Here is a 20,196-nt window from a genome sequence, read left to right on the forward strand (position 1 = left end):
CCCTCCTTGATTTCGTTCTGGCATGGACCTGTCCCCGGCGCCTCATGGCGCCAGCCGCCGGCCATCCTCGGCGGAAAAATAGTGCCCGGCGCCGGGCTCGACCTTGACGGTCACCGGGGCATCGGGCGGAAAGCTGTCATTGGGGGCGGTGCGGGCGGCCAGCAGCGTGCCATCGGCCAGGCGCACATAGACATAGGCGTTGTCGCCCAGATATTCGGTATAGATCACCTGGCCGGCAAAACCGTCGCCCGTGGTGCCCGGCTCCAGGCGCACGGCGTCGGAGCGCAGGCCGAGCTTGAGCGTATCGGCGCTGGGCGCGGTGGTCACGGCGATGGAGCCGCCTTCGGCCATGGCCAGCCGGTCGCCCTCGCGGACAACATCGATAATGGTCATGCGCGGCGAGCCGATGAAGGTGGCGACGAACAGGTTTGCCGGCTGCTCATAGAGCTGGCGGGGCGAACCGACCTGCTCGATGCGGCCGGCATTCATCACCACGATCTTGTCGGCGAGCGTCATGGCCTCGACCTGGTCGTGGGTGACGTAGATCATGGTGCCGCCGATCTCGTGATGGAGGCGGGCGATTTCGAGGCGCACGTCCGAGCGCAAGGCGGCATCGAGATTGGACAGCGGCTCATCGAGCAGGAAGACCTGCGGCTTGCGCACCAGAGCGCGGCCGATGGCGACGCGCTGGCGCTGCCCGCCGGACAGTTCGCGCGGCTTGCGCTGCAGCAGCGGCTCGAGGCGCAGCATGCGGGCAGCCTCGGCAATGCGGCTTTCGACCTCGGCCTTGTCGAGGCCCATCAGGCGGGCGCCGAAGGCCATGTTCTCGTAGACATCCATATGCGGGTAGAGCGCGTAGGACTGGAACACCATGGCAATGCCGCGGCGCGAGGGCGGCACATCGTTCATGCGCTGGCCATTGAGCACGAACTCGCCTTCCGAGATGGGGTCGAGCCCGGCGATCAGGCGCAGCAGGGTCGACTTGCCGCAGCCGGAGGGGCCGACGAAGACGACGAATTCGCGATCCCCGATTTCGAGGTCGATGCCATGCAGCACCGCGGTGTCCCGGAACCGCTTCCTGATGCCGCGGAGCGATAGTTGAGCCAAGATGCTTCTCCAATGGTGCTGCAATATCCGGAGCGGGATGTCCCGCGTTCAGGATCGGCCAACATCGGAATAGTAAATTCCGAATTTTTGCCCTGTCAAGAATATAAAATTACTCCCTGACGGGTGACGCCGAATCTCCCGGCGACCGGAACGGGCCTCAGGCCTTGAGCACGGTCACGGCGGTTTCGCTGCGGTGGATATATTCGTAGGCGTCGGACTGGCGGCGAAGCAGCAGGATGAACAGCATGTCCATCAGCATGAGCTGCGCGTCGCGCGAGGTGATAGCCGAGGAACGGACGCGCTCCTCGTCGGCCACAGTGAACAGGCTGATATCGGCAAGGTCGAGCAGCGGATTGGGCTGCAGGCCGGTAATGGAGATCAGCGTAGCGCCGCGCTGCTTGGCGAGTTCGGCAATGCGCAACGTTTCCATGCTGCGGCCGGAATGGGACAGCGCCATCAGCACATCGGCATCGTTGAGCGCAGAGGCATTGGAGATCTGGATGTGGCTGTCGCTGTCGAGCAGTACGGTGCGGCCCAGTTTGAGCAGCTTGAACGAGAAATCCTTGGCCACGAGCGAGGAGGCACCAACGCCGGCAAGCTGGATCTTGCGGGCATTGACCAGCGCATCGAGCGCTGCCTCGATATTTGCCTCGCTATTGGCGGAGGAGGTTTCCCGCATCGACAGCAGCTTGCTGCCGATCAGCTTCTGCAGGATCGTCATATAGCTGTCGCTGGCGTCGATGGTGCCGTGGATGACGCCGCCGGGCGACTGGCCCTCGAGCGCCTTGGCCTTGTTCACCGCCAGCTTGAGCTGCTGATAGCCGGCATAGCCCAGCTTCTGGCTGAATTTGACGACGCTGGACTGGCTGCGCCCCGTGGCGCTGGCCAGGGCGGCCGAAGACAGGGTCAGCATGCGCTCGGGATGGTCGATGATGAACTGGGCGATCTGCCGGTCCGCCTGTGTCATGGATTCCAGCTGCGCACCGAGAATCTTCAAAATGGACATGCTTGTTTCCCAGACGTGGCCTCAACGGACTTGTGCCGATCACCGGATAAAATGCAACGCAACACGCATCGTCGTCTGCCCGGCAGTTTCACCCCAAACGGCACTGGTATTGGAATACTATATTCCTGATTTCGTTGACACCTGGAATATTCGCTCCTAGCATTCCCGCCAAATTCGAGTGAAGGCACAATGGCAAGAAGCACCCTGATCGCCGAACTGGGCAACCTGGTTTCCGAGGCGCGCAACCCCGAGACCATGCAGATCGACCTGATGTCGACGCAGGATATCCTGGCCGCCATGAATGCCCAGGACGCCAGGGTTGCCGAGGCAGTCAGGCTCGTGCTGCCACAGATCACCATCGCGGTGGACCATGTGGTCGAGGCGTTCAAGGCCGGCGGACGGCTGATCTATATGGGAGCCGGCACCAGCGGCCGGCTGGGCGTGCTCGATGCTTCGGAATGCCCGCCGACCTTCGGCGTGCCCGATGGCATGGTGATCGGCCTGATTGCCGGCGGCGACCGCGCCCTGCGCCACCCGGTGGAAGGCGCCGAGGACGACAGCGACGAAGGCCGCCGCGACCTGGAAAAGGTCGGCGTCACGCCGGGCGACGTGGTGGTCGGCATCGCCGTCAGCGGCCGCACTCCCTATGTGATCGGCGGCCTCGAATATGCCAATGGAGTGGGGGCCACGACGGTCGCCCTGTCCTGCAATCCGGATTCGGCGATCGCCCGGCTGGCCGATATCGCCATCTCGCCGGTGGTGGGGCCCGAGGCGCTGACCGGATCGACGCGCCTCAAATCGGGCACGGCGCAGAAGCTGGTGCTCAACATGCTGACCACGGCCAGCATGATCCGTATCGGCAAGACCTATGAGAACCTGATGGTCGACCTGTCGGTCAGCAACGAGAAGCTGGCGGCGCGGGCCACCCGCATCCTGGTGGATGTCGCCGGCTGCTCGCCCGAGGCGGCGGAGAGCTATCTCACCGAGAGCCGCAACAATGTGAAACTGGCCATTCTGATGGCCCTGACCGGCATGGATGCCGCTCAGGGCGAGAGCGCGCTCAAGCAGGCCGACGGCTTCCTGCGGCGGGCGGCCGGGCAGCAGCAGCGCATCGCCGGCTAGCAGGCCAGAGCAATCTCTTCCATCCCGCGCGTCCGCCTTTGCAGCGGGCGCGCTGCTCAGCCCTGGTTGACGCGGTCGCCCACTGCGCGGCGCAGCGCGAAGATACCGCTATCGAAATGGCGGGTGGGATGCACGCGATTGGTCAGCAGCGTCCAGGCCCTGCCCCGGGCAAAGTCGATCCACAGGCCGGTGCCGGTAAAGCCGGTATGGCCGATTGTTTCGGGCGTGCAGTAGCCGCCGCCGGACCAACCCTCGTGAGGCCGCTCCCAGCCATGGGTGCGCCGGGCCGAAAGCGGCGCCCGCATCAGCGCTGCCGCCGCGGGGGAGACCGTGGTGCCATTGAGCGCGCCATGGGCAAAATCGAGCACGGAGGCGATCTGGCCGAAGAGGCCGGCATGGCCGGCACCGGCAAGCGCCGCGCAGTTCTCGTCATGCACCTCGCCAACCAGCATGCGGCCACGCCAGGGGTCGTCTTCGGTTGCGGCGGCCCCTTCTGGGTCTGCGGACCAGGCAAAGCCGGACCCGGGATCGATCTGGCGCATGGGGCGACCGGCCAGGCGCTCGATGGCGATGCCGAGGAGAATGAAATTGATATCGGAATAGACGGCCGGCCCGGCGCTCCAGTCGCGCTGCAGCACGAAGTGGCGCAGCAGGTTGGGGTCGGAGCCATAGGTATAGAGCGGAAAGATGCCTGGAAACGCCGTCTGGTGCCCGAGGCATTGCCGGAACGTGACCTTGCGTTGCCAACTCTCCAGATTCTGCTGGGCGAAGTCGGGGATGGCGCTGGTGATGGGCGCGTCGAGATCGATAGCCCCCTGCCCGGCCAGCGCCAGGATGCGAGGGGTAGTGAACAGGACCTTGGTGAGCGAGGCGAGGTCGAACCAGGTCGTCTCCGTCATCTTGCGCTCAATCGGGATGCGTTGTGCCAGGCCCGTGGCACGGGTGATCCGCTGCCCCGAGGCATCGACAATGCCGAGCACCCCACCGGGGATACGCCCGGTAGCGACGGCATCGGCCAAGGGGACAAAGGCATGATCGAAGATGGCTTCCAGGCTCATGGTTACTCCGGGCGAACAGGGTGATCGGGGCCGCCCCGACCCCGGCTTCGCTGGGGCGCCAGGCCCAAAAAACCCTTCGAGGCAGGAGCTTAGGCTGTTCGCCGTGATTGTCGAGAGTCGTTCATGCCGGTCTTGTTCTCCGAACGGCCCCCGTGCCGAGGCCAATCATGCTTCTTTGGATTCCCGCCTCGCCGCCATCTGTTTCTGACGCGTTGACAGCGCCGTTTTGGCGGCGCAATTTCGTCGCAGTCACACGCAGTGGCCGGACGCTGGCCGATCGGATCGTGCACATGCGGGCCGGCAATATCGAGCAGGTGGGTACGCCGCAGGAAATCTACGAGAACCCCCATACCCTGTTTGTGGCCGGCTTCATCGGCACGCCCAACATGAACTTCCTCAAGGGGACAGTTCGGGTATCGGGTCAATCGGCTGTTGTCCTGGTTGGCAGCGCAGAGGTGCCGCTCGATGCAGGTCGCTTCACCGTGACCGACAAGCAGGAAGTTGTCCTGGGAGTGCGGCCCGGTGACGTGACGCTTGTCCGAGGTGAAAAGGATGGCCGCGATCAGTTCGGCGCAGCGGCGGGCCTTGTGGAATATCATGGGCACGACACGCTGGTGTCGATGAACTTCCAGGGTCAGCCGATAACGGCTTTGGTGCCCTCCAAGCAGCGCGTCGCGGAAGGCGACATGATCCGCTTCCAGCTTTCCAGCGATCACCTTCACCTGTTCGACGTTGCGTCAGAGCTGTCCCTGCGGGTGGATAGCGCGCCGGCCCAAGCAGTGACCGAGGCCATCGTCCACAAGATCTATCCCTGATCGGCAGGCCGTGCGGCGCTAGTGCCGCACGGCCAGTTCGGTCTGGCGCGCGCCTTCGAGCCGGCGACGCTCCTCTGAGCGGTTCTTGTAATCGCGCGGCGTCATGCCATAGCGTTCTTTGAAGCGCCGGTTACGAGCCGTTGCAGGCCCGTCAGGTCGCCGATCCGCCCGAGCAGAGCCGCGCCGTTGCGTGCCGTGGCGCCGGTGAACGCAACGCCGCGCTGGATGCGCTGCATGAAACCATCGAGCTCGGCGAGCTCGGGAATCTGATCACGAAAGCGCATGATCCGGTCGGCATCGAACTGCAGGATAGTGTCACGCCCTCGATCCGCTGGCCGGGATTGAGCGTGGTGACCCAGTCATGTGGCAGGCCGCCGCCCACGATGGTCAGGTGGCCCGGTCCGAATTCACCAATATAGTCCCCGACGAAGGCAATGCCGCTGGCATTGTTGATGAGATGGATCTCGACTTCCGGATGGTAGTTCCAGACATTGCGCTCCCACGGGTAATCGTCCCGCCGCCAGAGGAAACTCTCATCTTCGCGGGTTACGATGCGCTCGAAACGTGGCACATCCGATGGCTTGGGCGCTGCTGTGGACATCAACTTCCCTGATTGTAGCGACAAACTAACACGCCAACAGGCAAACTCAATTCTGGGAGACATCTCGAACGCTACCTTTGCAAGGATATTGGAATGTCAGCTTTTAGCGATCGACTGAAATTGGCAAATGACCGAACTGGGGCGCGAAGCGGAACGGCAGGGTAGGGGGCCGATTGCGGACTGTCCGCCTTTGGGGGCTGCATTACGGGAAGCAGCCATAGAGCACGCGGCCGGTCCAACGGCTTATTGGGGCCGGAAGCCGCCCATCCCGCCCACCTCTTCGCTTATCGGAGATGGGCCATGACAGCTAACGAGGCCAGTTTTTCTGGCCCAGCACTGCATCCTTGAGCTCGCTCCAGGCACGTGTCTTCAATGACCTTCCTACACCGTGAGCCGGGAGGCAGGTCATTTCGCTGAGCGGAGGGCAATGACGAGCAGGGCAACTCCGGCGAGCGAGCCGAAAACCATGACGCCAATGCCCGAGAAGATCCAGAAAACGTCCATCTCTTGGCTCCTTGTTTGTGGGGCGAGAACGCCCGGGGCAAGACCGGGTATCCGTCCGCTGCTGCGCGGCTAAGACTGCACCTAGGCGACGGCCGCGCGGGCGTGCACCGAAATGAACCTCCGGTGCACCCGCCCGCCCATGATCGTTAGCCACAGGCACGTGGCGATCTCCGCGAGCGCTGCAGGGATCACGGCCAGCGGCGAGACCATCGGCTCGAGCTCAGGGGCGAGGAAGACCACGAACAGGTCGGTCCAGTAGCCGGCGAGCGCCAGCATCATCACGATACCGAGCAGCTTCGGCACGAAGCCTGAGCGGTAGAACAGCAGACCGATGGTGAAGCACCATGCGCCAAAGAAGATGCCGTTCGCGGTGTAGCCGTAGGCATGCAGGTTGAGCAGGAACTGGATGAGGTCCTGCACCTGCTCCGGCGGGAAGGACGGCAGCGCACCGTTGACGAGGAGCAGCACGCCGAAGTGATAGACGACGTTGGCGCCCATCCACGGCAGTCGCAACAGGTTTAGAAAGAGTGCGAGCAGCGCGAGGTTCTTGTCGACCTGCTTCAGGAGCACCCAGAAGGCGAGACCGAGGAAGGCGTCGAGCAGCAGCACGAAAAGATCGGCGATACCTGCCAGCGCGTAGGTGGTCTGGTCGGCCGTAATTGCCGACATCGTGGCCGCCGCGTCGCCCTGTACGACCATGCCGGTCCTCACGGAGAATTCGGCGAAGCCGGCGAGGATGGCCACGCCAAGATAGGCGAGACCGGCCGCACGGGCCCAGTTAAAGCGCGTCGTTTCATTGGCAGTGTTGGTCATGGAACTCTCCGATTTGGCAAGGCGGTGACGGTCGCCGGCCGCAACCAGCGGCCGGTGGGATGCCGGTGGGCAAAGGCGCGAGCGCCTTCGCGTGAGATTGGAACGGAGGCGCTAGGCGGCAGCGCGTACCGGGAGGGGCATGGCGACGTTGACCACGACCGCGCCCACCTTGTGCCGCTCGGAAACCCGCCGATACGCGTCGGCAATGCCAGTCAGCGGCTCGATGCTGTCGATCACCGAGCGGACGACGCCGCTCTCGACGAGGTCAGCGAGGACGGCCAGGTCCGCGGCGCTGTCGCCGTTGACGCCGATTACGATCCTGCGGCCCTGCCGGTCGGTACGCATCGAGCGAAGGATGTCCGGAACACCAAACTCAAGCGGCACGAAAAGTCCACCAGGTGACAGGACGCGCGCGGCCTCGCGGAAGCTCGATACCCCCGCGGTATCAAAGATGACGTCGTAGGTTTCTTTGCCGCGTGTGAAGTCGACTCGCTTGTAATCGATGATGTGGTCAGCCCCCAGCGACCTGACCAACTCCACATTGTCGGTGCTAGTGAGCGCGGTAACCTCCGCACCGAGGTGCTTGGCAATTTGTACGCCGAACACGCCAACCCCGCCCGATGCGCCTGTGACCAGCACCTTTTTGGCCGGACTGAACCTTGGCGAAATCGCGCAGGAAGACCAGGGCCGAGAGGCCACCGAAGGGCAGCGCCGCAGCTTCGCCATAGCCAAGGGTCTCCGGTTTCTTGACGATGGTTTTGTCCTCGGCAATGGCGATGTACTCGGCGTGTGCGCCGGCCCCAACAACGCCGAAGACCTCGTCGCCCATCTTGAAGCGTGTGACCGAAGCGCCGACCGCCACGACACGGCCCGAAAAGCTACCGCCCTGGATCGGATTGCGTGGGCGGAAAAGGCCGAAGATCATCCGCGCCGGAATCTGTAGCACGCCGCCGGCATTCATTTCGACCATGCGCCAAGCGCCGGTCGAGACCGACGTGGCGTAAACTTTGACGAGGACCTCTTCGTCATTGATTTCAGGGCGCGCTACCTCGGCGATGTGCACCACCTTCTCTGCCGGTCCGTAGTCCTTGTTCACTGCAGCTTTCATTGTAATTCCCTCGATCCACGTCGTTGCTGTTTGGATGAGGGAGTTCTAGGCGTCTCTGTTCCCATTAGAAATTGACTGAATTCTTTCTTTTGGTATGCGTATCCGTATGGATTGGCGGTCAGTAAAGTTCGACTGGAACAGGGCGCGCGCATTCCTCGTCACGGCCGAGGAAGGCTCGCTCTCTGCCGCGGCGCGGGCGCTCGGCATGACCCAGCCGACGCTCGGCCGCCAGGTCGACGCATTGGAGGAAGAGCTCGGGGTGGTGCTCTTCGAACGGGCCGGACGGGGGCTGGTCCTGACGCCATCGGGGCTGGAACTGCTCGATCAGGTCCGCAGGATGGGCGAAGCAGCGACCGGCGTGTCGCTGACCGCTTCGGGGCAGACGCAGTCGGTTGAGGGAAGCATTCGCATCACCGCCAGCGAGATCGAGGCGCTGACCCTGCTGCCGCCGATTATCGCCAAGCTTCGTCGTGAAGCTCCCGGCATCAACATCGAGGTCCTCGGTTCCAATGTCGCGGCCGACCTGCGGCGGCGCGAGGCTGACATCGCCATCCGCAGCTTCCGTCCGACCGAGCCCGAACTGATTGCGAAGAAGATTCGCGAAAGTACCGCCCGGCTCTTCGCCTCTAGTGACTACTTAGACAGGCTGGGCCGTCCGGTAACGCTGGAGAAGGTCAACGGCGCCGACTTCATCGGCTACGAACCGCCGGATACATTTGTTCACAGCCTCAATGAGATGGTCGGCCTGTCCGTGAGCCGGACCAACCTGAAGGTGATCAGCCCGAGTACGGCGATGCACTGGGAGCTGGTGAAGCTCGGGGTCGGCCTGTCCGTCATTCCTGATCGGCTGGGAGACGCGGAACGTGGGGTCGAACGGGTGCTGGACGGGGTTGCCAAGCCGCTCGTCTTTCCGACCTGGCTGACGACGCACCGCGAACTCAACACCTCGCGGCGCGTGCGTTTCGTGTTTGACTTTCTTGCCGACGAGTTGGCAGTTCCGGCGGCGACTTCTACCCCCGCGAAGAAGCCTCGCCGCTGACGTCGAGCACCACGATGCCGGTCTTGGCGCCGCTTTCGACATAGCGATGCGCATCGATCGCGTCTTCGAGTGGAAAAGCCTTGTCGACAACAACCTTGAGCCTGCGGTCTGCTATCTGTTGTTTGAGGGAGTCGAGGTCCTCGACCGGTTCGCCTGCGAGCTGAAACAGCACTTTCACGCGTCCGCGACGGTTCTCGACCAGCCCCCTCAGCATCTGGCGCGTGTGCGGATTGCCCAAGAAGTAGCGTCCTCCATCATTGAGTGCGGTGACACTTGGTCCAAATGGGCTGAGCCCGACAACGTCTATGATCGCGTCATAGCATTCGCCGGTGCGCCAGAAGTCGGTCGACTCGTAGTCAATGACCTTGTCGGCGCCGAGGTCGCTGAGCATCTGATGCTTGCTCACCCTGTCGACCGCGGTCACCTCAGCGCCCGCCCCCTTGGAGAGTTGCGTTGCGAACATGCCGATCGAGCCGCCAGCGCCGTTGATCAAGACCTTCTCGCCCGGCTGCGGATCGCACTTGCGGACGAAGTGCAGGCCGTTGAGACCGCCGGTCGGAATTCCCGCTGCTTCGGCATAGCTCAGCGTCGGCGGAATGGTGGTCAGGCTGCCAGCCTCCGGTATGGTCGCATACTCGGCATAAGCCCCCATACCGAACCCTGTTGGACCGAAAACCCGGTCCCCCACCTTGAAGCGCGTGACGCCTTCGCCAAGCGCCTCGACAACACCTGCCACCTCCATGCCGAGCACCGGCTGCCGCGGCCGGGTGATGCCGATCGCCAGACGTGCCGGTACCCAGACCCAGCTGACCATCTTGAAGGCGCGGACCTCGCAGTCGCCCAGCGTTATGCCCGCAGCGTGGACCCGAACTAGCACCTGGCCCGGCTTTGGTTCTGGCTTGGGCACGTCCCGAAGCTCAAGGACATCGGGCGGGCCGTAGCGCGTGCAGTAAACAGCTCTCATCACTCCCCACCATAGCGAAGGCGATCTCGATGACAACCACGACGGGGCCGGCCCATCTTGGCGCAAGACAGCGGAAAGCCGTAAATGTGTAGGGTTCCCAGCCGTTTTGATGCGGGAGAGAGGCCAACCAAACCGACCGCTTTCGGGAAATCGAAATGTCCATTCAAACGGCTGGAATGGGGCGCGTTCCTGTCCGGCAGCTATCGACCCCTTTTCGGTCATTCGCCGACGAAACATGACGTTCCATAAGCGGCCATTGGATTGTAGGTGGCCATGAGCTGGTCCTCGATCAGCCCACTCAGTCGATATTCCCTACATTGAACTACCTGATGCCGTCAGCGATCAATTCGGTAACCTTGGCAGCGGACCCCAGCGCCAGCGTCCACCCCAAGGCTCCGTGTGCAAGATTGAGGTATAAGCCTGTGCGGCTGTCCCGTCGGATGATCGGCCGGGACGACGGAGTCATGGGCCGGGCGCCTGTCCAGGGCTCAAGCGGTGCATCGGGGCCCACGTCGTAGCAGCCGCCGAACGCCTCGTAGGCTGATTGGCGCAGGGACTCCAGCCGCTCGGCCTCAAAAGTCCAGTTCCGACTGCCGATATCAGCAATGCCCGCAATCCGGATGTGATTGCCGATACGCGCGAACACGGTCTTGCGTTTGACGTCAGTGATCGACACCTGCATGGCATCGCCCAGTGCAGGTACCGTCATGGAGTATCCCTGCACAGGCCAACTGGTGCCGGGGGCAACGAGGCCCTTTGCCAGCCCCGCGGTCTGGCCAGTGCAGAGCACTGCCGCATCAGCAACCAGCGTCTCGCCTGTAGACAGTCTCATCCGAACATCACGCCCGGGCTTTGCCTCGATCCGCTCTACGCTTTGGCCCAGTAGAAGGTTGAGCTCGTATTGCCTTTGCATCACCGAAATCAGGTGCTCACAGAAGAGATGCGGTTGGCCGACAGCGTCTTGTGGGCTGTAGACCACCCCGGCGATTGGGTCGCGATAGGCGGTTAGGGCCGGTTCGATGGCCGTGGCCTCGTCCCGGTTCAGCCGCTCCAGCGGGTATCCCAGGCCGGCTTTGAGTTCGCAGCCCGGTCGAGAACCAGCGAAGGCCTCGGGCGTTGCATAGAGGATCATCTTTCCGGCGACGGCGTAGTCGAACTGCAGCTGGTGGCGTCCCAGAAGCTCGGTGAGGGTCGACTGAGATGCGGCGGCCAAGCCGAGCAAGTAGCGCGTATTGTCGAGAAAGCGGCCCTGGCCGGCATTGAGCAGGAAGCGCAGACCCCAAAGCAGAAATTCCGGGTCGGCCTGCAAACGGACGCGATACGCCGGGTCGCGGCCAAGCAGGATGTCCGGGAAGTGCGACAGCAGGGAGGGCGACGCGAGCGCATCACTATAGGCATAGCTCAGCTGGGCGCCATTGCGCGCGCTCGTGCCCTGAGCTGGGCCGGTGTTCCGGTCAACGAGTATTACCTGATGGCCGGCACGCGCCAACTCGTAGGCCGTGCACACTCCGACGACCCCGGCACCAACAACCGCAAGGCTCGCCATGTCAGTGCTCGTCCTTCAGCATTGCGGTCAGCTCGATCTCCACAGGCACGCCGCGCGGCAGGGAAGCGACGCCCACTGCCAGGCGCGCATGATGCCAGCGATCGGGAAGAGCTCGCGCAGCAATTCGGATGCGCCATCAACCACCTTGCCGTGCTGCGAGAACTCCGCCACGGCAGCCACATAGCCGGCGAGCAGAACGAAGCCGGCGACGTTGTCGAGCGAACCTGCGACGATCGCAAGTTGTGCCAGGCAATTGAGCAGAGCGAGCCGCGCGCAGGTGCAACCCAGCTCAAGCGAAACATCTGCGCCGAGGCGGCCTGTGGCGACCACCCGACCGCGCACCAACGGAACCTGGCCAGACACGGTGACTGTCCTGCCCCAGCAGATTGCCCCAACAAAGGCGCCCGGCGGGGCGGAGGCTTCGGGTAGGCTGAGACCAAGTTGCTCCAGGCGATCAAGCACCGACATGACTGTGCCTTGTGGTTGCGCGAACGGCGCATTGGGAAACGAACGTTGCCAAGATGGCCCGGTCAAGCTCAGTCAGTCGGTACTCGGGATGCCATTGCACACCCAGGCAGAACGCTGTGGCCTCACCTTCGATGGCCTCGATCACACCATCATCGGCGCGCGCGGCTATGCGAAATTGCCCAGGCCCCACAAGCACATGGCGATGAAGGCTGTTCACCTCGGCAGTGTCTTGGCCTGTCAGCTCGCTCAACCCCAAATCAGGGGCAAGGTTTATGCCATGGACGGTCCGATCGGGCACGATTTGGGGAATGTGCCGTGACGGACCGTCTCCATCTGGACCTGCAACGACACGTCCACCAAGATGCTGGCCGATCAATTGCATGCCGTGGCAGATACCCAGTAGCGGAACGCCCCCCCCGATTGCCGCAGCGATCAAGGCAGACTCGAATGCTTCGCGGTCGGCTTCGACCCGGACACCGGGTCGCGAGCCGGTGATCACGACGCCATCGCATAACTCCAGCGCCGCGCCGATGTTTTCGGTGCGGTATGGCAAGATCATCGGCATGCCGCCGGCCTCGGCTATGGCATCGGCGTAGTTGACGCGAACGATGTACTCGGCCTCGGTCGGGTTGAGCGCCGAGACGTCGAGATCGGGGGTCATCAGGACCAATGGGCGGGACATGGACCGATCGTCCCGCACGACGGCGGACGGGATGGGAACGTTTGTGGACATTGCCTTACCTGAGATTTGCGGTGGCGCGTCGAGCCATGGCTCGCGCAGCCAGGGAGAGTGGGAAGGCCAGGACGAAGTAGAGCACGCCAACCCAGATGAAGGTTTGCAGCGGCATGAAATACTCGGTCGCAATGGCTCGCCCTTCGAGCACCAGTTCCTTGACGGTGATGAGCGAGGCCAGGGAGCTGTCCTTGAGCAGCGCGACGAAGGTCACGATAATCGGCGCGGCGCTGACCCGCAGCACCTGCGGCAGAATGATCAGCCGGAACGACTGACTCGGCGTGAACCCGACTGCGACCGCAGCTTCGAACTGCCCTTTCGGGATGGCAAGAAAGCCGGCGCGCACCACCTCGGCCATCTGCGCCGCAAAGCATAGACCTAGTCCGATTACGGCCGAGGTCAGGGCATTGAAGACAATGCCGACGCCCGGAAGGCCAAAATAGATCAGGAACAGCACGACCAGCAGGGGAATGCCGCGGAAGACGGCGACATAGACCGACGCCAGCCGGCGCAAGGGTGTCGACTTTGCCACCAGACACAAGGCCAGGAGCACGCCCAGGACCGATGCAACGATGAAACCCAGCGCCGAAATCAGGGCAGTGTTGACGAGCGCCTTGAGCAGACGCGGGGCCCATTCAGACCAATAGCTTACAAAGGATAGGAGGAACTCAATCATGCTCGCCCCTGTCCAAAATGGGTTTCCAGCCGCCGCACGAGAACAGCCAGCGGGAAGCTCAGAACCAGGTAGATGACTGCCGCCGTGGCATAGATCAGCGTGGTCTGGAACGAGGACGTAACCATGGAGCGGGCCTGGAACATGATTTCCGGCGCTGCGATCGCCGAGACGATCGAGGTATCCTTCATCAGTTGAAGGGCATAGTTGCCCAGCGGCGGCAGTGAGACCCGCAAGGCTTGTGGCGTGAGAATCAACATGATGGTCTGCCAGGGCGTGAGGCCGACGGCGAGGGCCGCTTCGGTCTGTCCGCGCTTTAGCGAGGCATAGCCGCCGCGGTAGATGTCGCAAGTGATCGCCGCGCCAATGAGCCCCAGTCCCAGGATCGCCGCCGGAACGCTGGCGATGCGCAGACCCAGTGAGGCGAGCCCGAAATAGATGATGAAGAGGTGAGTCAGGGCTGGGATATTGCGGAACAACTCGCAATAGGCGTCCACTGCCACCCTGATCCAGGCCTTGCCGGAAAATTCCCGCAGCAAGGCCAGCGCGAGGCCGAGGATCACAGCCACGAAGAGGGCCGAGATCGTAACGATCACGGTGATCCCCGCGCTAGTCAGCAGGCCTATGAGGATGGTCCAGAAGATATCCACTCGACCCTCCGTCAGTGGGCAAGCTGGCGCAGGAAGCTGCGCAGGCGATCGGTATTGGGATTTGCGAGGATGTCGCGTGCGGGGCCCTGTTCGGAAATCACACCGCCATCAAGAAAGAAGATGCGATCGGCAACTTCGCGGGCAAATGCAATCTCATGGGTGACGAGGAGCATGGTGCGACCTTCGTCCGCCAGCTCGTGGATGACACTGAGCACTTCCGCCACCAGCTCGGGATCGAGCGCTGACGTGGGCTCGTCGAACAGCATCAGCTTGGGACGCTGTGCTAGGGCACGGGCGATAGCCACGCGCTGCTGCTGACCTCCCGACAGTTGCTCGGGCTTGGCGTCGCATTTGTGCTCCATGTGAACCTTAGCCAGCATGGCTTCGGCCAGCGCGTCAGCTTCCGCGCGGGACAGGCCCTGTACCATGCGGGCAGCAATGGCTACGTTTTCGCGCACGGGGAGATGCGGCCACAAGTTGAAGCTCTGGAACACCATCCCCATCTGCGCCCGTTGCGGCGCCAGCTGGCGATTGCTCATGGCCCTGGCGGTCGGTGCGGTCGAAACACCTACCCTTGTCCCGTCCAGGAATATCTCGCCCGCCGTCGGCTGCTCGAGATAATTCACGCAGCGCAGGCAGGTCGACTTGCCAGACCCCGAAGGTCCGATCAGCGCGATCTTCTCGCCGGCGGCTACATCGAAGTCTATGCCCTTGAGAATGTCGAGATTGGCGAAGCTCTTGCGCAGGCCGCGCACGGATAGCAGCGGTGTTGAGGTCATGTGCTTGCTCACGGGGGTAATGGCGGGCAGGCCAGGGAGAGGCCTGCCCGCTTCAGGCCGACTAGGCAGCTAGTTGCACTGCGGCAGCTGGTAGTCGTCCGGACGGTCCACGCCGGCGCGGAAGTTCTCGCCGTCGGCGGTGAACCACACGGCGTCGCTCAGCCCATACTTCTCGCCGATGCTGCGCATGCCGCAGCCCTGCCACATCTCTAGGATGATGGCGTCTGCCGCCTGGCGCAGGTCGTCGTCGGCCTTGTTGAAGCCGAACACAACCTGACCAAGGCCGGTCAGCAGCGGATAATCCGGGTTGTTGTCGGTGAAAGCCTTGAACTCAAGGTTCCAGTCCGGATTCTGCTTGATGGCATAGCCGACGACCGGCGGATCGCCGATAACGGCCTGGATGCGGCCCGCAAGCAGGTCGCGCACTGCTGCGTCGGACGTGTCGTAAAGGTTGACCGTTACACCCGGAATGGACTCAAGTTCCGGCACGAAGGAGAAGCCGGTAATGGTGCCGATGGTCTTGCCTTCGAGATCAGCGAGGCTGTCCCAGCCGCTGCCGGCCGGCGCCATGATGCCATTCTTGAAATAATGGATCGGCTCGGACAGCGACATGATCTCGGTGCGCTTCTCGGTCCAGCCCATGGTGCCCAGCATGACATCAACGCGCCCCGCCTCGACCGATGCAATGGTACCGGACCACTCCATCAGCGCTGGCTTGACCGCGAGCCCCAGCCGATTGGCGATAACCTGCATGATTTCGCCGTCGTAGCCGATCAGTTGACCGTCCTGCCAGCCCGAGCCCGGCATGTCGCCGGTGAAGGCAACGGTCAGCTTGCCCTCTTCCACAACGTCAAATGCACTTGCCGAGGTGACGGCTGCCATCGCCGTCAATGCTGCCATGACGGCGCGCATGAGTCTGCGTTCAATCAATTGCATGATTGTTCCCCTGTTCCCGATCCATTTGGTGAAACCCACCGGCGGCGCCGCGACCAAACCCTCATTTGTCCGGCTCGCCATGGACATGAACGCTATGCCCATCTTCAAGGCTCGTCTTTTATCTTTCAGCCATTTCGTTTACTTTTCAGCCATGACCAACGGTTCCGACATCGATCCTGGAAGCGCCGATTACGTGCAGTGGCTTGACGAGGTCTGGCAGCGCCGTCATTCCGTGATGCCAGCTGGCGCTCATACGCTGTCGGTCGGCATCCTGCTTTGGCCAGGCTTCCCGCTTATGTCGCTGACGGGGATTCTCGAAAGTCTGCGCCATGCTGGCGACTTCGGCGACATGTCCCGGCAGATCGAGGGCCGCTGGGAGATCATGGGTGCCGGGGGCCCGGTGCGCTCCAGCTGCGGCATCGAAGTCCGCCCGACCCAGACCTACCTCCATCCGGGAGAGTTCGACTATCTGTTCGTTGTTGGTGGGCTGTTGCCACAACTGGCCAATGCGCCGGCCGGGCACCGCCGCTATATCCATGCGGCCCGGCAAATGGGATGTACGGTAGTGGGGGTGTGTACCGGCAGTTTCGTGCTGGCGGAGGAACATCTCCTCTCCAGGGTCACCGCTTCCATCCATCCCTATCACCGTCGCGACTACGAGACGGCGTTTCCGGGTCATCGGTTGACAACCAGTCAGGATTTCGTGGCCGCCGACGGGATTGCCACCGTGCCAGGTGGCATATCGATCCTCGCCTATATGGCTCAGATCGTGTCGGCTCACTTCGGGGCCGACCGCTCTGCAAAGGTGGTGCATCAACTGTCCGTGCCGGACCGGCGGGGCGTCGGCGAGTTCGAGCGCAGCGGCATGGTGCGGCACCGCGAGATTGCCGATCCCCGTTTGCAGAAGGCGATTGTCATGATCGAGAGCGGCCTCGACGCTGCGGCGGGTGTTGCAGAAGTAGCGTCCCGGCTGGGTATGAGTGAGCGCCACTTTTCGCGGCTCTTTCACACCGAAATCGGCAAATCGCCTCGCGAGTACATACTGACGACACGGCTGCGCCTCGCGAACTGGCTACTTTGCCACACGACCAAGTCGATCACTACAATAGCCTTTGAGGCCGGTTTTTCGAGCCCGGCTCATCTGTCCGCCACCTTCCGAAAGAAGCTTGGCAAGACACCAACCCAGGTCCGGCGCGAACCATGACCGGGCTGCGCCGGTCATGCAACGTCGGCTTACCCCCATCTCTCGACCGTAACCCGACCGTCCGCCAACCACCCCAATTCAGTCATCTGCCGAACCCTTGGAGGTGACTGCAGCTTTTGGGACCTGTTCCCTGCCACAGCCGATGTCGGTAAATCCGGCTTAACGGCCTAGTGAAGTCCTTAGCCGTGGCGACCCGGTGGCGACCCACTGTGACGGGTCAGAGACCAGCAGAGCCGCGGCACTGTCTAAGTCTTTGAATATATTCGAGAGAATTGGCGCGCCCTAAGAGATTCGAACTCCTGACCCCCAGATTCGTAGTCTGGTGCTCTATCCAGCTGAGCTAAGGGCGCGCACTGCCGATTGAACGGCGGTTTCAGGCGGAGGCGGTGTGCTCTTCGGCCTGAAGCGGCGCAACCCATACATGGGCGGTTCCGGCTTGGCAAGCGCGCAGATGACAGTTTTTCGTCGTCGGCCGGACGTTACGGTCGGACAAGCAGGCTGGCCGGGAAGATCAGCTCGAAGCGGGTGCCCAGGGGCTGGTCGGCCAGCACCAGCCGGCCGCCATGGGCTTCGCTGATTTCGCGGGCGATGGCGAGGCCGAGCCCGGTGCCGCCCGAGCGGGCCGAGCCCTGGAAGGCGACAAACAGGTTGGCGCGGGCCCGTGGCGCCAGACCCGGGCCATTGTCGCTGACGGAGATGGTGACGGCCTCGCTGTCCTGGTTGACGGCGACGGACACTTCGGGTGCGGCGATGGTGTTGCCGGCGCCCTCCAGCGCCTCGCGGGCGTTCTTGAGCAGGTTGACCAGCACCCGGCCGAGCTGGGCGGCGTCGACGTTGAGCACGAGCGCTGTGGGGGTGGCGTTGCTGAAGGCGATGACGGGGTGACCGACGAGGCGCGCCTCGAAGGCGGCGTCATCGACCAGGGCGGCGATGCCGGTGGGCGCCATGACCGGCGGCGCCGCGGTTTCGCGGCCATAGTCGAGCACCGACTGGGCAAAGCCGATGGCCTTGTCGAGCGTGGTGACGAGGCGCGGCGCCAGCCGCTGCACCTTGGGATCGTCGAGCGTCGCCACCTGGTCGGACAGCAATTGCGCCGAGGTCAGCGTATTGCGCAGGTCGTGGTTGATCTTGGCGACCGCGAGGCCAAGATCGGCCAGATGCCGGCGCTGGCGCAGCATGGAGAAGAGGTCCGATTCCATCGCCGCCAACTCGCGCTCGACAATGCCGATCTCGTCGCGGCGGGCGGAGGGCACGATGATGCGACTGGCATTTTCGGGCGCCTGGCGGAAGGCGAGCATGTTCTGCGTCAGCCGGCGCACCGGATAGATGAAGAGGTAGCTGGCCAACAGGTAGAGCGCCACTGCGGTGATGGCGGCAATGGCCAGCGAGACGATGCCGATCTGGCGGGAATAGGCCAGCATGTCCTGGCGCAGCGGGCGCTCGGACATCAGCAGCTCGACCAGGCTATCGTCGAGGTCGCCCTCGCCGACGATGCGCAGGGTGCGGTCGGGATCGGCAAAGAGCGTATCGAGCGCGCCTGTAATCAGGGTCACCAGGTCGGTCTGGCGCATATCGGCAGTGACCACAAGGTCCGGTCGGATGGGGCTCGCCAGTTCGATGAGCTGGCTCTGGCCCTGGCGGCGATAGACGATGGCGTTGGCCCCGGCCGAGGTCAGCAGGCGATCGGTCAGCTCGCGCGGCAGTGCCATGACATCGGGCACGGCATCGAGCACGCGCGCCGCCACCACCCCCACCCGCAGCCGGTCGTCGAGCCAGTTCGCGCGGAAGGCGGCGAGCGTGGGCAGATAGACCACGATCTCGACCAGAAGTATCACCGCGATAATGGTGGCGATGAGCTTGATCGAGAGGCCGGAGAACCGGTTGGGCAAAACGCTGCGTTCGGCTTTCATTTCAAGTCATTATAGGCAAAGCCGGCCAAGGCGTAAGCCCCCGGACAGGGGGATCAGGGGAGAAGGCGCCCAAGGCCGGGGAGGCGCCGCGTAAAGCTGGGGCGAGGCTGCTGCGCCAGGTGCTGGCCGGCGAGGTCCACCAAAGCTGCGGCGAGGCTCGCCTCGGGCAGGGCCAGGCGGGCGAGCTCGCCCAGCGGCAGGCCCCGCGCCATGGTGAGCGCCAGGAGGGCAATGAGGTCCCCTGCCCCCGGCCCGACGGCGCCGGCACCGATGATGGCGCCCTGCCGGTTGGCCACGAGGCGGATCGCCCCCTGCGGCTGGCCGATGGCCTGCGCCGCCTCGATCTCGGCCAGGTTGGCCCGCAGCACAATCTGGCCCGTACGGAGCGAGGGAGCAGAATCAGCCCCGACCTGCGCCAGAGCGGGCTGGGTGGCAACCAGCCTGGGCAGATGCAGCGGCTCGAGGCGCCCATTGCCCACGCCCAGCAGCCGCTCGACCAGGAGGCTCGCCTGGCGTGCCGCAATATGGGGCTGGTGCTCGCCCGCGGCGCCACCGATGGCAGTGACACGGCCATTGGAGGTCCGCCCGTCGGGGCCCAGCAGCAGGTGATCCGGCTGCAGGCGGTCGCGGCGCAGCTTGAGCGCACCGAGCAGGACATCGTCGAGATCGGGGACCCCGCCCATGGCCATCAGGATATGGGAGACGTCGAGGCTCTCCTGCCCATCGGCGACATCAAGCGTGATGCCGGTGCCCTGGCTGCGCGGCACGACCGCGGCAACCTGGGCATCATCGCGGATGACGACGCCCTCTTCGCGCAGGGCGCGCAGCAGGATGGCGACAAGTTCAGGATCGAAACCGGGCAAGAGGCCGCCCTGGGGCACGATGGTCACTGCAGAGCCCAGTCGCCGGTAGGCCTGGCCGAGTTCGAGCGCCTGCGGCGTGCCGCCGATGACGATGAGATGGCTGAGCTTGCGGATATTGTCGGCAATGGTGTCCGGCGTGAAATGGGGCACCTGGTCGAGGCCAGGCAGAGCGGGAATCGCCGGATAGGCGCCGGTCGCCAGGGCAAACTGGCGGGCGCGGATGCTGGTATCGCCGCAGCGCAGCGTCTGCCGGTCGGTAAAGCTGGCCTGGCCCGTCAACAGGGTGACGCCCAGGGC

Annotated in this window: 21 protein-coding genes and 1 tRNA gene; 4 read left to right on the plus strand and 18 right to left on the minus strand. The window is 63.7% G+C overall.

What is annotated here, in order from left to right; genetic code table 11:
• Nucleotides 1-42: 42 nt before the first annotated feature.
• Together IH615_RS08980 and IH615_RS08985 are read right to left on the minus strand one after the other, a co-directional pair.
• Nucleotides 43-1,107, minus strand: coding sequence for an ABC transporter ATP-binding protein (locus IH615_RS08980; protein ID WP_291361507.1), 1,065 nt, complete (start codon nt 1,105-1,107; stop codon nt 43-45).
• 157 nt (nt 1,108-1,264) lie between these two features.
• Nucleotides 1,265-2,113 carry a MurR/RpiR family transcriptional regulator gene (locus tag IH615_RS08985; RefSeq protein WP_291361509.1) on the minus strand — a complete coding sequence of 283 codons (849 nt, stop codon included), beginning with the start codon at nt 2,111-2,113 and terminating at the stop codon, nt 1,265-1,267.
• Between the two features lie 189 nt (nt 2,114-2,302).
• Here IH615_RS08985 and murQ point away from each other — a divergent pair, with 189 nt between their 5' ends.
• Nucleotides 2,303-3,235, plus strand: a complete 933-nt coding sequence (murQ, locus tag IH615_RS08990; RefSeq protein ID WP_291361511.1) for an N-acetylmuramic acid 6-phosphate etherase — start codon at nt 2,303-2,305, stop codon at nt 3,233-3,235.
• Between the two features lie 56 nt (nt 3,236-3,291).
• Here murQ and IH615_RS08995 read toward each other — a convergent pair whose 3' ends face one another.
• Entirely contained in the window at nt 3,292-4,293 is a 1,002-nt protein-coding gene (locus tag IH615_RS08995) for a serine hydrolase domain-containing protein (protein ID WP_291361513.1), read from the minus strand.
• A 167-nt stretch (nt 4,294-4,460) separates the two neighbouring features.
• Between IH615_RS08995 and IH615_RS09000 the strand changes: the two genes are divergently transcribed.
• Nucleotides 4,461-5,108 (plus strand): TOBE domain-containing protein, encoded by a 648-nt coding sequence (locus tag IH615_RS09000; RefSeq protein WP_291361514.1) that lies wholly within the window; start codon nt 4,461-4,463, stop codon nt 5,106-5,108.
• A gap of 151 nt (nt 5,109-5,259) precedes the next feature.
• On the opposite strand, the gene IH615_RS09005 is transcribed toward IH615_RS09000, so the two are convergent.
• From IH615_RS09005 to IH615_RS09020, 4 genes are all read right to left on the minus strand, one after another.
• The gene (locus IH615_RS09005) at nt 5,260-5,709 is read right to left on the minus strand and encodes a hypothetical protein (RefSeq protein WP_291361516.1); all 450 of its coding nucleotides are present in this window, start codon (nt 5,707-5,709) and stop codon (nt 5,260-5,262) included.
• A 585-nt stretch (nt 5,710-6,294) separates the two neighbouring features.
• Nucleotides 6,295-7,026 carry a DUF4386 domain-containing protein gene (locus IH615_RS09010; RefSeq protein ID WP_291361518.1) on the minus strand — a complete coding sequence of 244 codons (732 nt, stop codon included), beginning with the start codon at nt 7,024-7,026 and terminating at the stop codon, nt 6,295-6,297.
• A gap of 111 nt (nt 7,027-7,137) precedes the next feature.
• Nucleotides 7,138-7,632, minus strand: coding sequence for a zinc-binding dehydrogenase (locus tag IH615_RS09015; protein ID WP_291361519.1), 495 nt, complete (start codon nt 7,630-7,632; stop codon nt 7,138-7,140).
• Nucleotides 7,577-8,134, minus strand: coding sequence for a hypothetical protein (locus tag IH615_RS09020; RefSeq protein ID WP_291361520.1), 558 nt, complete (start codon nt 8,132-8,134; stop codon nt 7,577-7,579). Before IH615_RS09020 ends, IH615_RS09015 begins: the two co-directional genes overlap by 56 nt.
• Before the next feature lie 94 nt (nt 8,135-8,228).
• Here IH615_RS09020 and IH615_RS09025 point away from each other — a divergent pair, with 94 nt between their 5' ends.
• Nucleotides 8,229-9,173 carry a LysR family transcriptional regulator gene (locus IH615_RS09025; protein WP_291361521.1) on the plus strand — a complete coding sequence of 315 codons (945 nt, stop codon included), beginning with the start codon at nt 8,229-8,231 and terminating at the stop codon, nt 9,171-9,173.
• On the opposite strand, the gene IH615_RS09030 is transcribed toward IH615_RS09025, so the two are convergent.
• The 8 genes from IH615_RS09030 to IH615_RS09070 all read right to left on the minus strand — a co-directional run bounded on the left by IH615_RS09030 (nt 9,145) and on the right by IH615_RS09070 (nt 15,922).
• Nucleotides 9,145-10,137 carry an NAD(P)-dependent alcohol dehydrogenase gene (locus IH615_RS09030; protein WP_291361523.1) on the minus strand — a complete coding sequence of 331 codons (993 nt, stop codon included), beginning with the start codon at nt 10,135-10,137 and terminating at the stop codon, nt 9,145-9,147. The genes IH615_RS09025 and IH615_RS09030 overlap by 29 nt on opposite strands.
• A 322-nt stretch (nt 10,138-10,459) precedes the next feature.
• Nucleotides 10,460-11,683 (minus strand): FAD-dependent oxidoreductase, encoded by a 1,224-nt coding sequence (locus IH615_RS09035; RefSeq protein ID WP_291361525.1) that lies wholly within the window; start codon nt 11,681-11,683, stop codon nt 10,460-10,462.
• Nucleotides 11,684-11,710: 27 nt separating this feature from the next.
• Complete coding sequence (locus IH615_RS09045; protein WP_366484950.1) at nt 11,711-12,151, minus strand: RidA family protein; 441 nt, start codon at nt 12,149-12,151, stop codon at nt 11,711-11,713.
• On the minus strand, nt 12,138-12,884 hold the full coding sequence (locus IH615_RS09050; RefSeq protein ID WP_291361527.1) for a gamma-glutamyl-gamma-aminobutyrate hydrolase family protein: 747 nt from the start codon (nt 12,882-12,884) through the stop codon (nt 12,138-12,140). Before IH615_RS09050 ends, IH615_RS09045 begins: the two co-directional genes overlap by 14 nt.
• 4 nt (nt 12,885-12,888) lie before the next feature.
• Nucleotides 12,889-13,560 (minus strand): amino acid ABC transporter permease, encoded by a 672-nt coding sequence (locus IH615_RS09055; protein WP_291361529.1) that lies wholly within the window; start codon nt 13,558-13,560, stop codon nt 12,889-12,891.
• Nucleotides 13,557-14,207 carry an amino acid ABC transporter permease gene (locus IH615_RS09060; protein ID WP_291361531.1) on the minus strand — a complete coding sequence of 217 codons (651 nt, stop codon included), beginning with the start codon at nt 14,205-14,207 and terminating at the stop codon, nt 13,557-13,559. Before IH615_RS09060 ends, IH615_RS09055 begins: the two co-directional genes overlap by 4 nt.
• An 11-nt stretch (nt 14,208-14,218) precedes the next feature.
• Nucleotides 14,219-14,986 carry an amino acid ABC transporter ATP-binding protein gene (locus IH615_RS09065; RefSeq protein ID WP_291361533.1) on the minus strand — a complete coding sequence of 256 codons (768 nt, stop codon included), beginning with the start codon at nt 14,984-14,986 and terminating at the stop codon, nt 14,219-14,221.
• Between the two features lie 69 nt (nt 14,987-15,055).
• Nucleotides 15,056-15,922 (minus strand): ABC transporter substrate-binding protein, encoded by an 867-nt coding sequence (locus IH615_RS09070; RefSeq protein WP_291361534.1) that lies wholly within the window; start codon nt 15,920-15,922, stop codon nt 15,056-15,058.
• Between IH615_RS09070 and IH615_RS09075 the strand changes: the two genes are divergently transcribed.
• Nucleotides 15,897-17,126 carry a helix-turn-helix domain-containing protein gene (locus tag IH615_RS09075; RefSeq protein ID WP_291361535.1) on the plus strand — a complete coding sequence of 410 codons (1,230 nt, stop codon included), beginning with the start codon at nt 15,897-15,899 and terminating at the stop codon, nt 17,124-17,126. The two genes, IH615_RS09070 and IH615_RS09075, sit on opposite strands and share 26 nt — an antisense overlap.
• A 273-nt stretch (nt 17,127-17,399) precedes the next feature.
• Here IH615_RS09075 and IH615_RS09080 read toward each other — a convergent pair.
• From IH615_RS09080 to IH615_RS09090, 3 genes are all read right to left on the minus strand, one after another.
• Nucleotides 17,400-17,476 (minus strand) — tRNA-Arg (locus IH615_RS09080).
• A gap of 129 nt (nt 17,477-17,605) precedes the next feature.
• A complete protein-coding gene (locus IH615_RS09085; protein WP_291361536.1) occupies nt 17,606-19,036 on the minus strand; it encodes a HAMP domain-containing sensor histidine kinase in 1,431 nt (476 codons plus the stop codon).
• A 53-nt stretch (nt 19,037-19,089) separates the two neighbouring features.
• On the minus strand, nt 19,090-20,196 hold a 1,107-nt coding region (locus tag IH615_RS09090; protein WP_291361537.1), incomplete at its 5' end, for an FAD-dependent oxidoreductase.

Source organism: Devosia sp., assembly GCF_014860165.1.
Taxonomy (GTDB): domain Bacteria; phylum Pseudomonadota; class Alphaproteobacteria; order Rhizobiales; family Devosiaceae; genus Devosia.

What these genes read in the sequence shown, in the direction of transcription:
- IH615_RS08985 (WP_291361509.1), bottom strand. Translation starts at nt 2,113, where the DNA reads ATGTCCATTTTGAAGATTCTCGGTGCGCAGCTGGAATCCATGACACAG.
- murQ (WP_291361511.1), top strand. Translation starts at nt 2,303, where the DNA reads ATGGCAAGAAGCACCCTGATCGCCGAACTGGGCAACCTGGTTTCCGAG.
- IH615_RS08995 (WP_291361513.1), bottom strand. Translation starts at nt 4,293, where the DNA reads ATGAGCCTGGAAGCCATCTTCGATCATGCCTTTGTCCCCTTGGCCGAT.
- IH615_RS09000 (WP_291361514.1), top strand. Translation starts at nt 4,461, where the DNA reads ATGCTTCTTTGGATTCCCGCCTCGCCGCCATCTGTTTCTGACGCGTTG.
- IH615_RS09005 (WP_291361516.1), bottom strand. Translation starts at nt 5,709, where the DNA reads ATGTCCACAGCAGCGCCCAAGCCATCGGATGTGCCACGTTTCGAGCGC.
- IH615_RS09010 (WP_291361518.1), bottom strand. Translation starts at nt 7,026, where the DNA reads ATGACCAACACTGCCAATGAAACGACGCGCTTTAACTGGGCCCGTGCG.
- IH615_RS09020 (WP_291361520.1), bottom strand. Translation starts at nt 8,134, where the DNA reads ATGAAAGCTGCAGTGAACAAGGACTACGGACCGGCAGAGAAGGTGGTG.
- IH615_RS09025 (WP_291361521.1), top strand. Translation starts at nt 8,229, where the DNA reads ATGCGTATCCGTATGGATTGGCGGTCAGTAAAGTTCGACTGGAACAGG.
- IH615_RS09030 (WP_291361523.1), bottom strand. Translation starts at nt 10,137, where the DNA reads ATGAGAGCTGTTTACTGCACGCGCTACGGCCCGCCCGATGTCCTTGAG.
- IH615_RS09035 (WP_291361525.1), bottom strand. Translation starts at nt 11,683, where the DNA reads ATGGCGAGCCTTGCGGTTGTTGGTGCCGGGGTCGTCGGAGTGTGCACG.
- IH615_RS09045 (WP_366484950.1), bottom strand. Translation starts at nt 12,151, where the DNA reads ATGTCGGTGCTTGATCGCCTGGAGCAACTTGGTCTCAGCCTACCCGAA.
- IH615_RS09050 (WP_291361527.1), bottom strand. Translation starts at nt 12,884, where the DNA reads ATGTCCACAAACGTTCCCATCCCGTCCGCCGTCGTGCGGGACGATCGG.
- IH615_RS09055 (WP_291361529.1), bottom strand. Translation starts at nt 13,560, where the DNA reads ATGATTGAGTTCCTCCTATCCTTTGTAAGCTATTGGTCTGAATGGGCC.
- IH615_RS09065 (WP_291361533.1), bottom strand. Translation starts at nt 14,986, where the DNA reads ATGACCTCAACACCGCTGCTATCCGTGCGCGGCCTGCGCAAGAGCTTC.
- IH615_RS09075 (WP_291361535.1), top strand. Translation starts at nt 15,897, where the DNA reads ATGAGTCTGCGTTCAATCAATTGCATGATTGTTCCCCTGTTCCCGATC.
- IH615_RS09070 (WP_291361534.1), bottom strand. Translation starts at nt 15,922, where the DNA reads ATGCAATTGATTGAACGCAGACTCATGCGCGCCGTCATGGCAGCATTG.
- IH615_RS09085 (WP_291361536.1), bottom strand. Translation starts at nt 19,036, where the DNA reads ATGAAAGCCGAACGCAGCGTTTTGCCCAACCGGTTCTCCGGCCTCTCG.